General features: G+C 76.1%; 12 protein-coding genes. 6 read left to right on the forward strand and 6 right to left on the reverse strand.

Annotated features, from left to right (window positions below):
- Positions 1 to 106 precede the first annotated feature (106 nt).
- From D5H75_RS18870 to D5H75_RS18880, 3 genes are all read left to right on the forward strand, one after another.
- Positions 107 to 712, forward strand: coding sequence for a response regulator transcription factor (locus D5H75_RS18870; RefSeq protein WP_119927783.1), 606 nt, complete (start codon positions 107 to 109; stop codon positions 710 to 712).
- Between the two features lie 186 nt (positions 713 to 898).
- Positions 899 to 1318 (forward strand): hypothetical protein, encoded by a 420-nt coding sequence (locus D5H75_RS18875; RefSeq protein ID WP_119927784.1) that lies wholly within the window; start codon positions 899 to 901, stop codon positions 1316 to 1318.
- A gap of 257 nt (positions 1319 to 1575) precedes the next feature.
- Positions 1576 to 2490, forward strand: a complete 915-nt coding sequence (locus D5H75_RS18880; protein ID WP_119927785.1) for a zinc-binding dehydrogenase — start codon at positions 1576 to 1578, stop codon at positions 2488 to 2490.
- 7 nt (positions 2491 to 2497) lie between these two features.
- On the opposite strand, the gene D5H75_RS18885 is transcribed toward D5H75_RS18880, so the two are convergent.
- Entirely contained in the window at positions 2498 to 2782 is a 285-nt protein-coding gene (locus D5H75_RS18885; protein WP_119927786.1) for a hypothetical protein, read from the reverse strand.
- Between the two features lie 411 nt (positions 2783 to 3193).
- Between D5H75_RS18885 and D5H75_RS18890 the strand changes: the two genes are divergently transcribed.
- Positions 3194 to 3547: a hypothetical protein gene (locus D5H75_RS18890; protein ID WP_119927787.1), complete on the forward strand. Its 354-nt coding sequence runs from the start codon at positions 3194 to 3196 to the stop codon at positions 3545 to 3547.
- A gap of 30 nt (positions 3548 to 3577) precedes the next feature.
- Entirely contained in the window at positions 3578 to 4672 is a 1095-nt protein-coding gene (locus D5H75_RS18895; protein WP_119927788.1) for a hypothetical protein, read from the forward strand.
- A 169-nt stretch (positions 4673 to 4841) separates the two neighbouring features.
- Here D5H75_RS18895 and D5H75_RS18900 read toward each other — a convergent pair whose 3' ends face one another.
- Together D5H75_RS18900 and D5H75_RS18905 are read right to left on the reverse strand one after the other, a co-directional pair.
- Positions 4842 to 5588 (reverse strand): hypothetical protein, encoded by a 747-nt coding sequence (locus D5H75_RS18900; RefSeq protein WP_119927789.1) that lies wholly within the window; start codon positions 5586 to 5588, stop codon positions 4842 to 4844.
- Positions 5589 to 5765: 177 nt separating this feature from the next.
- A complete protein-coding gene (locus tag D5H75_RS18905) occupies positions 5766 to 6995 on the reverse strand; it encodes an MFS transporter (RefSeq protein WP_242454351.1) in 1230 nt (409 codons plus the stop codon).
- Positions 6996 to 7382: 387 nt separating this feature from the next.
- Here D5H75_RS18905 and D5H75_RS18910 point away from each other — a divergent pair, with 387 nt between their 5' ends.
- Entirely contained in the window at positions 7383 to 8252 is an 870-nt protein-coding gene (locus tag D5H75_RS18910; RefSeq protein ID WP_119927790.1) for an alpha/beta fold hydrolase, read from the forward strand.
- Between the two features lie 213 nt (positions 8253 to 8465).
- Here the strand turns inward: D5H75_RS18910 and D5H75_RS44165 are convergent, their stop codons facing one another.
- The 3 genes from D5H75_RS44165 to D5H75_RS18925 all read right to left on the reverse strand — a co-directional run bounded on the left by D5H75_RS44165 (position 8466) and on the right by D5H75_RS18925 (position 12415).
- Positions 8466 to 9584: a methyltransferase gene (locus D5H75_RS44165; RefSeq protein WP_119927791.1), complete on the reverse strand. Its 1119-nt coding sequence runs from the start codon at positions 9582 to 9584 to the stop codon at positions 8466 to 8468.
- Positions 9585 to 9932: 348 nt separating this feature from the next.
- Positions 9933 to 11474 carry an FAD-dependent monooxygenase gene (locus tag D5H75_RS18920; protein ID WP_119927792.1) on the reverse strand — a complete coding sequence of 514 codons (1542 nt, stop codon included), beginning with the start codon at positions 11472 to 11474 and terminating at the stop codon, positions 9933 to 9935.
- A complete protein-coding gene (locus D5H75_RS18925; RefSeq protein WP_119927793.1) occupies positions 11453 to 12415 on the reverse strand; it encodes an MBL fold metallo-hydrolase in 963 nt (320 codons plus the stop codon). The genes D5H75_RS18920 and D5H75_RS18925 overlap by 22 nt, the downstream gene beginning before the upstream one ends.
- Positions 12416 to 12527: the final 112 nt, after the last annotated feature.

Consider the following 12527-nt stretch of genomic DNA (forward strand, 5'->3'; position numbering starts at 1 on the left):
CGGGAGGTAGGGTCGCCGGTGTGGCGATCATGGTGAGTGGCGGGTCGGGCTCGCGGGCGGAGGGTGTCTCCGGGGCGGTCCCGCGGGATCGCGGCGCGGGGGCGGCGTGATCCGGGTCCTGATCGCGGAGGACATGCACATCCTGCGTGAGGCGCTGGCCGAGCTGCTCTCGCTGGAGCCGGACATCGAGGTCGTGGCGGGGGTCGCGGCGGGGACGGAGATCGTGCCCGCGGCGCTGGAGGAGCGGCCGGACGTGGCCGTGATCGACATCGACCTGCCGGGGATGGACGGGGTCAGCGCGGCGGCCGAGCTGGGGCGCGAACTGCCCTCCTGCCGGGTCGTCCTGCTGACGGCGCTGACCAAGCCGGGGGCGCTGCGCAGGGCGTTCGGCCTGCGGGCGGCCGGATTCGTCCCCAAGGACATCCCGCCGGCGGAACTGGCCGCGGCGATCAGGACGGTCGCGGGCGGCGGGCGCGCCGTCCACCCGTCGCTGGCGCTGGCCGCGATGGAGGCGCGGGAGAGCCCGCTGAGCCAGCGCGAGACCGAGGTGCTGCGCATGTCGGCGACCGGCGCCCAGCCCGTGGAGATCGCCGAGCGGCTGTTCCTCACCTACGGGACCGTGCGCAACTACCTCGCGTCGGCGGCGACCAAGCTGGGCGCCCGGAACCGGGTCGACGCCATCCGCATCGCCTCCGAGGCCGACTGGATCTGACCCGGGCCCGGCGCACGCGCCGTGGGCCTCCGCCGGGCCATGCGAAACGCATGCGGCTCCGATGACACCGGGCACTATCCGCCCGAATCCGGCGGATGTGACGATCTCGTGCGCCGGGCGTGCCGATCACGCACGCCGGTCGTCACACGAGCATCGACGCGTCGTTCGTCGAGGTGAGGAGGTCCGATGGGACAGTCAGCGAGCGCCGCGCCGAAGATCATGGCGATCGTCGCCCTGGTCTCGGTCGTCACGGTGGAGTTCGGCGGGCACGCGCTGCTCCGCTTCGTCACCACGGACCGGGGCCGGCTCGGCGCGTTCCGCGAGCGCTTCTTCCGCGCCGGGCACGCGCACGCCGGCGTCCTCCTGGTGCTGTCCCTCGTCTACCTGCTCCACCTGCCGCGCGCCGGGTTCCCCGCCGCCCTGGAGTGGCTGGCCGGGGGCGCGTTGCTGGCCGGGGTGCTGGCGCAGTCGGGCGGCTTCTTCCTGCACCTGGCCGTCGGCGAGGAGGGCGGGAGGTCTCCCGGCCTGCTCCTGACCCGCGCCGGGGCCCTGCTCATCGCCGCCTCCCTGCTCACCCTGGCGGCCGGCCTCGCCCTGGCCCTGTGAGGCCGCGCGACCCCGGAAGCGCCCGCGAGCCCCTGGGGCTTCCCGAGGCTCCGCGGGGCCAGGCTCCTCGCGGCTTCCCGCTGATCTCCGGTGATCCCCGCTGATCCCGCTGATCCCGCTGATCCCGCTGATCCCGCTGATCCCGGTGGATCTCCGAGGCTTCAGGAGGGACAAGTAGTAGACAAACAGATCGTCTTTTTTATAACCATCTGTTAAGGTCTCACTTGTCGTTCAACCTCCCACGCACAGGAGAAGCCATGTCCACGCGCGCCCTCATCGTCGATCCGTCCGCGCCCGGGAACATCGGGTTCGGGGAGATCCCCGAACCCGTCGCCGGGCCCGGCCAGGTGCTCGTCGAGGTGGCCCACGCCTCGCTCAACTACGCGGACCTCAACAACGCGGTCTCCGGGCGGATCCCGGCCGGCGCGCCGCTCGGGCTCGACGCGGCGGGGATCGTGGTGCGGGCGGCGGCGGACGGCTCCGGGCCCGCCGCCGGGAGCCGGGTCGTGCTGTTCGCGGACGGCGCGTTCGCCGAGCGGGTGGCCGTGGACGCGTCGTCGGTGGCCGAGGTCCCGGACGGCGTCGGGCTCGCCGAGGCCGCCGCCCTGCCCACGGCCGGCCTGGCCGCGCTCCGCTCGCTGCGGGCCGCCGGGGCCGGTCCCGGCAAGCGCGTGCTGGTGACCGGCGCCTCCGGAGGCGTCGGGCGTTACGCCGTACGGCTGGCCGCCCACGCGGGGGCGCACGTCATCGCCTCGGTCGGCTCCCCCGCGCGCGGCGAGGGCCTGGCCGGGGCCGGCGCCGCCGAGGTGGTCGTGGGCCTGGACGACGTCAAGGAGCCGGTGGACGTCGTGGTGGAAACCGTCGGCGGATCGCACCTGGTCACGGCCTGGGGACTCCTCGCCCCCGGCGGCAGCCTCCAGTCCGTGGGGTGGACCTCGGGCGAGCCGGCCGTCTTCCCGCCGTACGCCACGGTCGGGCCGCCCAAGACCCTCGTGTCCTACGTCAACGAGTTCGGCGCGGCCGGCGACCTGGCCGAACTCGTCCGGCTCACCGCCGAGGGCGTCCTGGCCCCCGAGATCGGCTGGCGCGGCTCCTGGGAGCGTTTCGCCGAGGCCGCCGACGCCCTGCGCGACCGCCGCGTGAGGGGCAAGGCGCTCTTCGACCTGAGGTGAGCCGGGGTCAACCCTGGAGCTGCGCCCGGCCCTGATCCGAGACGAACGTGATGATCATGTAGCGGCCGTTGGCGTAGCTGGTCACGGGGCGGCCGAGCACCTCGCCGGCCCGCCGGGCGACGTCCTGGAAGAGGTCGATCAGCTCCGGGGTGTCGGCGCTCACCCGGAAACTCCCGTCCGCGGTCAGCCGCTCGGTGACGAGCGGGACGAAGTTCGCCGCCGCCCGCGCCCTCTCGTCCGAGTCGAGGGGCGTGCGCTTGAGGGCGGGCTGGGCACCGGGGGCCTGCGACATCTGATCTCCTCGTGATCGCCGTCCCCCAAGGATGCACCCCCGAGGGCAGCGGCCGGACCGGTATGCGCCCTTCTCTCCCCGCTCCCGCCACCCCGCCGTCCCGCTGATGCCGTACGGCACGGCGGGGCACCGCGCCCGCCCCGCCGCCCGCGCCCCCTGCGCCGCCCGCCGTACGGCCGACTGCCGCGCTGGAGATCGCCCCGCCGCCTGACGAGGCCGGCCCTCCGGCCGGGAGAGGCTCGCGCCGCCGTACCCCGGCTCCCGACGGCGGCGCCCCGGCCCGGCGCGGGGCGGGCGGGCGGCGGTCCCGGCGGGGCGGGCATGGGGCGGGCATTGCCAAGACATGGGGCGCCGTCTCCGCTGGCAGGACGGAAAGTGGGCAGGTGACGGGGTGGACTAGGGAGGACCCACATGAGCGAACGCGACGATCGGAACAAGCGGCTCCAGGAGGTCGCGGCCGAGCACGTGCAGCACCTGTCCGGCGAGACCGCGCGGGGCGGCACCGATCCGGAGGCCCGCGGCCGGCGGTACAAGGGGGAGCAGCCGCCCAAGGACCAGGGCGACGCGCGCGGGCAGGTCGAGGGCATCGGCGACATGGGCGGCACCGGCACCCGGAGCGCGCTGGGCGACCAGAGCACGGGCGGCGAGGCGGCCCGCCAGTCGATCGGCGCCGACCCCGACCAGGCGGAGCGCGAGGTGCCCGACCGGAACACCGGGGAGACCACCCGCCGTCAGCTCCGTCAGGACCAGGGCGGCGACCAGTAGCCTTGATCGCGCGAGGACCACCGGGAGATAGTGGCCCGGTGGTCCTTTGACGAAACGGCCCGGGAACTCGCCGCGGTCCTGGACGAGATCTCGCAAGCCGTACAAATCGGCCTCCAGGGACAGCCCCAGAAGGTTCTGGCGAACCGCCTGGGCGTGAACCAGGGGCTGGTGTCGCTGTGGATGAAGGGGCGGGGGCAGCTCACCTCCGGCAAGAAGCTGCCCGGCGCCGGGGAGACCCGCGCGATCGCCGCCGCGCTGGGCCTGACCGGCCGCGCCGCGGACGAGCTGGAACGCCTCGGCCGCCGCGTCGACGACCTGCGCGCCCGGCTGGAGGCCGCAGACCGCTCCTGGCGCAAACGCGCCGCCGCCCTCCTCGGCCCGCCGGGCGCGTCCGGCCCGGGAAGCCCGGCGGAGACGACGAGCCAGGAGAACCCCGCGGACACGCCCGGTACGGCGGACGCGGGACGCTCGGGCGGTACGCCGGACGCGGGCGGCAGGGCGGGAGCGGGCGGCAGGGCGGACGCGGGGAGCGCGCCGGGCACGACCGGTACGGCTGATACGGCTGATACGGCTGATACGGCCGGCGCGGGGAGGGCGGCGGGGCCGGGGCCGGCCGAGACCGCGTTCGGGGACGGCCCGCCGCCGGAAGGGCCGGGGGAGGTCACCGCGCCGACGCCGGTGATCGTGCCCTGGCACGTACGGCTCGCGCGGTCGCGGCTGGTGGTCGCGGGGGTGGGCGTGCCGCTCATCGTGCTGGTCGCGGTCCTGCTGGGCCGTTCGATGTCCGGGCCCGGACCCGGCCCGGTGCCGCCGACGACGCCCCCGGTGCCGCCGTCGACCACCCCGTCGGTGAAGCCTCCGGCTTGCCGGGAAGGGGCGATCTGCCTGTGGCCGGAGCGGGCGTTCCGGGGCGAGATGCGGGTCTGGACGCCGGGGAAGGACCGCGACGGGAAGCTGCCCGCGGACCTGCGCGACCACGTGGGGTCGTTCGTGGCGTCGGCGCGCGCCTGCTTCCGGGACACCGAGTCGGGCGAGGAGCGCGAGACGGAGCCCACCGACTGGAGCGCCAAGTACACCGACCCCGGCCGCTTCGGCGCGCGCATGGACGCCATCCGGGCCTGCTGACCCCGCCGAACGGCCCGCACGACACCCCCACACGAGCCCCACGCGACAAGCCCGCCCGCACGACGCGGCGGGCCAGCCCTCGTAACGGGGAAGGGCCCCGCCCTCGTGACGGGGAAGGGGCCCCGCCCGCTCGACGCGGACGGGGCCCCGCCCCCGCGGATGGACGCGGTCAGACGCGCGACCGCAGACAGTAGATGGAGGTGGAGACGGAGCCGACGCCGCCCAGGCGCACGCTCGCGTGAGCCTGGAAGCAGCCGACGCTCACCGGGACCCACACTCCGCCGCTGCGCCCCTTCCGGACGCCGCTGAACGTGTGCCAGGCGCGGCCCCCGGCGGGCTGGAGGCACTGCCCGCTCTGCCTGCCGGCGCACTGCCTGATCTTGAGCCACATGCCCTTGGCCGTGCCCCAGGTGCGGTTGGTGGAGTTCAGGAAGGCGCAGGCGGTGCGGGTGCGGGAGTCGTAGTACAGGTGCAGGTAGGCGGCCGTCCGGCCCGAGACGGTCACGGCCTCCCTGGTGACGCGGTCGCCGGCGCACCGGGCCAGGGTCGGCGCGGACACGGCCCGCCCGCGCGGGGAGTTCGTCTCCGAACGGTCCCCGGGCGCGGCCTCACGCCCGCCCGGGTCCGACCCCGACCGGCTCCCCGGGTCGGACGCGGACCGGCTTCCGGGGTCGGACGCGGACCGGCTCCCCGGGTCGGAGGCCGAGCGGCCGGCCGGGTCGGCGGCGGAGCGGTCGCCCGGGTCGGCGGCCGAGGCCGACCGCGCCCCGGAGACAGAACCGGAGACGGAACCGGCGGCGGACCCGGCGGCGGACCCGGCGGCGGACCCAGCGAACGCGGCGCCGGCCGGGGCCGCGACGAGGGTGACGCCGAGCGTTCCGGCGGCGATCGCGGCGGAGAGCGGACGATGACGCATGGGACTCCTCTCAGAGTGAAGCGGATGGACGCCCCGCCCCCGGGGGCTCCCCCACCTTCTCCGCGCCCCTCCCGGCCCGGCCACAGCCCGCGGCGCCGACCTCTTGCGGCGCAACTTGCGCCGCTCCGACCTGCGTTTACACCGTCGCGGCGCAAGAACCCGCGACGCCGGTACGCCTCAGGCGGCCTCGGAGGACACCACGGGGATCCGGTGGTACCCCAGCAGCGCCACCGCGCCCACGGCGCACGCCGCCGCCACCGCCGACAGCACCACCGCGTACCCCGCCTCCTCGGCCAGGAGCGCCGCCGCGAGCGGGGCCAGCGCCGCGGCCACCGTGACCGGCAGGGCCAGGGCCCCGCTGAGCGCGCCGTACCCGGCGGTGCCGTACCGGTCCGCCAGCAGCGTGGGGCGGGCGATCGTGGCGACGCCGAAGCCCAGCCCGAACAGGACCACGGCCGCGATCGCCCCGGCGGGCGAGCGGCCGACCACGGGGAGCAGCGCGGCGGCGGTGGCCTGGAGGGCGAAGACGGCGGCGGTCACCAGCGCCACCGGGAAGCGCGTGCGCAGGCCCGAGGTGACCAGCCGCCCGGTCACCGACAGCACGCCCAGCAGCCCGGCCACGGCGGCGGCGAACACCGGGGAGTGGCCGAGCACGATCAGGTACGTCACGAGGAGGACGCCGACGACGGTCGTGGCGCAGGTCTGCGCGACGAACGCGGCGGCCAGCAGCAGGAACGCGCGCTCGCGCACCGCCCCGTTCGGCGGGGCCACCTCGGAACGGTCCACGGTCTTCCTCCGGCGCAGCACGAGCCCGTGCAGGGGCACCGCGACCACGCCGTACCCGAGGCCGAGGATCACCAGCGCGAGGCGCCAGCCGTACCGCTCGACGAGGAACCCGGTGAGCGGCACGAACACGGTGGAGGCGAGCCCGGCCACGATCGTGACCGCGAGCAGGGCCCTGGCGCGCCGCCGCGGGTCGAACCACCCGACCACGATCGTCAGCGCCGCGTCGTACAGCACCATCGCCGAGGCCACGCCGATGAGCACGAACACCAGGTAGAGCTGGAGCAGGGTCTCCACCCGCGACCACAGGAGCAGGCCCGCCGCGCCCAGCAGCGAACCGGCGGTCATCGGCCACCGCCCGCCCCACCGGTCCAGCCAGCGCCCCACCACCGGGGCGGCCATCCCGGCGACGACCCGGCCGAGGGTGAGGGCGACCGTCAGCGACGCGACCCCCGCGCCCAGTTCGCCCTGCATCGGCGTGAGGAACACCGAGAAGGCGTAGTACAGCGCCCCGTATCCCGCCGTCTGCGTCACCGCCAGCGCCACGACCAGGCGGCGGCCGTACCGGTCGTCGGCGCTCCCTCCCACCAGCACCGCTCCGAGCCTCCTCAGCGGTAGCTCCACCGCCGCCCCCTCACTCCACCGCGCGTGATCATGTACGGCATTCTGCCCTCTCCACCGCTTCCGACCCGCGCGAACCCGCACCCCCATCCCACCCCGTCCGCCGTACGGCGCGCCGCCCCGCCCCCACTCCACGAAAAGGACGGCCGTGCCCCCGCCTCCGATGCTCCGCGGCCTCGGCACCCCGCCGCGACGTCCTCACCCTGGCCGGAGCCGCTTCGGCGGGAACGGGCGGGGGCCGGCGGGCCGGAACGGACGGGCCGGTGGGGCGGAACGGACGGGGCTGGTGGGGCGGGAACGGGGCGGGGGCCGCGGGGCGGAAGGGGCGGCGGGAAACGCGGGGGAAATGCGTTGGCGTCGGGCGGCGGGCGGTGGCTAACGTCGGGCACTATGAAATTCGGGGTGAGGGAGCCGGAGCGGCTGGGGGCCGTACGGCTCGAAGACGGCAGGCAGCTCGGCTGGGCCCAGTGGGGACCGGAGGACGGGACGCCGGTGTTGTTCTTCTCCGGCTCGGCGATGGGACGCAGCCTGGGGTTCGGCGGTGACGTGCTCGGGCGGCTGGGCGTACGCCTGATCTCGGTGGACCGGCCGGGGCTGGGCTCCTCCGACGCCGACCCGGAGCGGTCGCTGACGGACTGGGCCGCGGACGTGTCGCAGCTCGTGGACGGGCTCGGGCTGACCGGGGCGCGCGGGGTCGGGTTCTCGCACGGCGCGCCGTTCACGCTGGTCTGCGCGGCGGCGGGGGTGCTCTCGGCGGCGGCCGTGGTCTCCGGGCTGGACGAGCTGAGCCGGCCGGAGCTCGCGCCGCTGCTCGACCCGGACGTCGCCGAGCTGGTACGGCTGGCCGCCGCCGACCCGGCCGCGTTCGAGGTGTCGTTCACCTCCCACGCCGACGCCGACATGCTCTGGGGCGTCATCGAGCGGTTCAGCCCGCAGCGCGACATGGAGATCTACGCGCACCCGGCCTTCGAGCCCGCCTACCGCCGCTCGCTCACAGAGGGCTTCTCCCAGGGCGCCGCCGGGTACGCCCGCGACCTCACCCTGGCCTACCGGCCCTGGCCCTTCGACGTCGCGGACATCACCGTGCCCGTGGACCTCTGGTACGGCGGCCACGACCCCGGCTCCGTCCACTCCCCCGACCACGGCGCCACCCTGGCCGCCCGCATCCCCAAGGCCCGCCGCCACGTCATCCCGGACAGCGGCGGCGCCATCCTCTGGACCCACGCCGAGGACATCCTCCGCACCCTCCTCGCCCGCTGACGGCGAGCGCCCGCCCCCCCCGCCGTCTTGCGATCCCGCGCCCACCCGCCAGGGCCCCGGCCCTCCCCGTGATCTCGCGATCGCGCGCCTGCCCGCCTACAGGCCGGGGCTTCGGCCAGGGCCGGCGCCGACGCTGGATCGCGAGATCACGGCGGTGCGGCGGGGGCCGCTCCCGTACGGCAGGCCCGTGCGCCGGCCGTACCGGAGCCGCGATCAAGGGGTGAGGGTCAGGCGCCAGAGGGTGGTGGTCTCGGCGGATCTGGCGGGGTGGAGGGGGTCTTCGGGGTCGGCGGCTCGCGGGTGGCGGGGGGTGGTGGACGTCGTGCCGACCACGCGGAGGGCGGAGCGGGCGAACATCTCGCGCAGGTCGGCGCGGGTGCGGAGGGCCAGGTGTTCGGCCAGGTCACTGAGGATCAGCCAGGCTTCGCCGCCCTCGGTCAGATGCCGGGGGACCCCGCTCAGGAAGCGGCGGAGCAGGCGGCCGTCCGGGTCGTAGACGGCGTGTTCCAGGGGCGAGGTGGGGCGGGCGGGGATCCAGGGCGGGTTGAAGACGATCAAGGGGGCCCGGCCGGGCGGGAACAGGTCCGCCCGCACGGCCGCGACACGATCCGCCAGGCCCAGCCGGGCGATGTTGTCGCGGGCGCAGTCCACCGCGCGGGGGTCCGCGTCCGTGGCGACCACGCGGCCGACGCCGCGCCGCGCCAGGAGGGCGGCCAGGACGCCGGTGCCGGTGCCCACGTCGAAGGCCAGGTCGTGCGCCGCGGGGAGGGGCGCGGCGGCGACCAGGTCCACGTACTCCCCTCTGACCGGCGAGAACACCCCGTAGTGCGGGTGGATCCTGGCGCCCAGGGCGGGGACCTCCACGCCCCGCCGCCGCCACTCGTGCGCGCCGATCACGCCGAGCAGTTCCCGCAGCGAGGTCACCGAGGAACCGTCCGCGGGGCCGTACGCCTCCTCGCACGCCCGCCGCACGTCAGGTGACCGGGGCAGCGCGAGCCCGTGGTCGGGCCCGAGCGGGACCAGCAGCATGCCGAGCACGCGGGCGCGGTGGCCCCGGGCGCGGCGGTGCAGGTGGAAGGTCTCGGCCGGGGTCTTCCCGCGCGGGACGGGCACGCGGTCCACGCGCCGGGACATCGCGCGCAGCAGCCGCCGCGCCGACTGGTAGTCGCCGCGCCACAGCAGCGCGGTCCCCTCGCAGGCCAGGCGGTACGCCACGGGGGCGGGCAGGGCCTCGTCGGCGGGCCGGACGCGGCGGGGCGGGGGCGCGCCGTTCTCGGAACGCCAGCGGGCGGTCAGCACGGCGCCGGACTCGGTCCAGCGGATCTCGGGCACTCGGGGCTCCAGGTGATCGGACGTGACGGGGGCACGTGATCACTTCGACGGGAGCCGGTGGTTCAGGTCGCGCGCGGCTCCGGCGTCGAAGCGCGGGCCGGGAGGTCGCCGAGCACCATGCCGAGTGTCATGGCCGACCTCCTTCCGCGGCGTTCTCCGAATCCCCACCATGCTACGCCCCGCCGCCCAGCCGAGATCAAACCCTTTTCCGCCCGCCCTGAGCCCACCGGCCCCGCCGTACGGTCACAACCCCGCCCTACGGCCACCCGCCGTACGGCCACCGCCCCGCCGTACGGCCGGAGCCCGACCGAGCGGACGAGGGCACGGGCAGGACCGGGCGGGACCGGGTCAGGGGGTGAGGGGGCGGGCGGCGGCGCGGAGGAGGGCGGCGCGGAGCGGGGCCTCGGCGAAGACGGGCAGGACGGCGGCGAGGTGGGCGTCGGGGCGGACCACGTGGACGCTGTCCGGCCCGGCGTGGAGGGCCTTGGCGGCGTACCCCTCCTCGTCGAACTCCGGCAGCGCCCGCGCGGTGACCGGCAGCCCCAGCCCGGCGCAGGCCCGCCGCACGTCCCCGGCGCGCCCGGCCGCGGCCGTGAACACGGTGAACCCCGGCCCGAGCAGCCGCCGCAGCCGCGTCCCGCGCCCGCCGCGGGTCACCGGCGCGTCCGGGCAGATCACCCCGGGCAGCGGTGGCCGCGCCTCCCCCGGCCCGTCCGGCACGGGCCCGCCGTACGTCGTCAGCGGCGAGTCGGTGTACCAGTACGGCTCGGCCAGCTTGCCGGAGTCGATCTCGCGGCGGGCGGACGGGTCGTGGACCGCGCGGGCGAGCGTCTCGCGCCGCCACGCCCGCCGTTCCTCGGTCTGCGGCACCAGGAACTCCATGGTCCGCCCGGTGACCCGCAGGTTCTCCAGCGCGGCGGCGCGGCGCTCGGTGTCGTAGGTGTCCAGCAGGTCCTCCCCGCCCAGCGCCAGCTTCCAGGCCAGGTTCTCCGCGTCCTGCGTCCCGGAGTTGAGCCCGCGCGCCCCGAACGGGGCGTACAGGTGCGCCGCGTCCCCCGCCAGGAACACCCTCCCCCGCCGGAACGTCTCGGCCACCCGCTCGTGGAACCGGTACAGCGTCACCCACACGATGTCGTACGGCAGAGCGCCCGTGATCCGGCGCACCATCGCGTCCACGTCGGCGGTGGCCAGGTCGAAGCCGGGCGGGACCTGCCAGTCGATGCGCCAGGTGGAGTCGGGGCACTGGTGCACGAGGACCTGGCGGCCGGGGTTCCACGGCGGGTCGAAGTAGAACCGCCGCTCGTTGGGGAACGGCAGCTCGGCCCGGATGTCGCAGATCAGGAACAGGTCGTCGAACGACCGGCCGGGGAAGGCGACGCCGGCGAGCCGCCGTACGGTGCTGTGGGCCCCGTCGGCGCCGACGAGGTGGGATCCGGTGACGACGCCGTCCGTGGTGACGGCCTCGACGCCGCCGCCGGTCTCGCGGTAGCCGGTGAGGGCCGTGCCCAGGCGCAGGTCCACGAGCGGCTCGGCGACCGCGCGCCCGGTCAGCAGCCGTTCCACCCGGGCCTGGGAGATGTTGATCCAGGGCGGCGGCGTCCCCGGCCCCGGGTCGGGGAAGGTCACGTGGAACAGCTCGTGGTCGCGGTAGTAGGTGCGGCCGGTGGTCCAGGTGACCCCCTCGGCCAGCATCGGCTCGGCGCATCCGGCGCGGTCGAACACGTCGAGCACGTCCCGCTGGAAGCAGATCGCCCGGGACCGGGCCTTCGCGCCGCCGGTGTCGGCGACCGGGTCCAGGACGACGCTCGGCACCCCCTGCCTGGCCAGCAGCAGCGCCGTCGTGAGCCCGACCGGCCCGGCCCCGGCGATCAGGACTGGAGCGCGTTCCATACGTCCCTGTCCCTCTCCGCCGTCCAGATCACGGGCCGCCCGACCCCCGACAGCTCGTCCCACAGCCGGGCGACGTTGAACGGCATGCAGTGCTCGAAGATCGGCCAGGCGCCGTAGCGGGGGGCGAGGGCGGCGCGCGCCGCCTCGAACGCCTCCTTCAGCGTCCCGCCCGCCGTGTGGACCCGGCCCACCTCGGCGAGCATGGTGCGCAGGAAGTCCCGCGTCTGGGCGATCGCCGCGTCCACCGCGTCCCGGCCGTGCGCCACCGGGCCGCGCCCGCCGATCAGCGCCGCGGCCTCCAGCTCGGCCACCCGGTCCAGCGTGCCCGCGGCCCACTCGCGGTGGTAGGCGTCGCCGGTGTACAGCGCGGCCCGAGCCTCCACCAGGTCCCCGGCGAACAGCACCCGCTGCCGGGGCAGCCAGGCCACGATGTCGCCCTCGGTGTGCCCCCGCCCGAGGTGGCGCAGCTCCAGCTCGCCCCGGTCCCCGCCGAGCTGGATCGTCAGCCGGTCGCCGAAGGTCAGCGTGGGCCAGGTCAGCCCGGGGATCGACGCCGGCTCCTTGAACAGGCGGGGCATCCGCGCCAGCTCCGACGCCCAGTCCTCCCGTCCGCGCTCGGCGATCAGCGCCCGGGTGTTCTCGTGCGCCACGATCACCTCCGCCCCGAACGCCGACGCCCCCAGCGTCCGCACCGCGTGGTAGTGCGAGAGCACGAGGTACCGGATCGGCTTGTCCGTGTGCTCGCGCAGCGCCTCCAGCCACTCCCGCGCCGCGACCGGCGTGGCCATGGCCTCGAAGCAGACGAGGAAGTCCTCCCCCTCGACCGCCCCCACGTTCGGGTCCCCCTCCGCGGTCAGCGCGTACACCCCGTCCCCGACCCGTTCCAGCGTCCGCCGCTTCTCCGCCAGATCGGCGGAGGACGCGAAGGGCCTGCCCACCATGCGACCTCCCGGTAGTCCGTGTACGGCTCCCGCCCCTACGATCCCCGGCTTCGCCGCCCCGCGCACGTCCTCCGGCGCACGGGTCCGGCGGGACCGCCGCGCTTCGCAACCG

This window comes from Bailinhaonella thermotolerans (assembly GCF_003594875.1).
Taxonomy (GTDB): Bacteria; Actinomycetota; Actinomycetes; order Streptosporangiales; family Streptosporangiaceae; genus Bailinhaonella; species Bailinhaonella thermotolerans.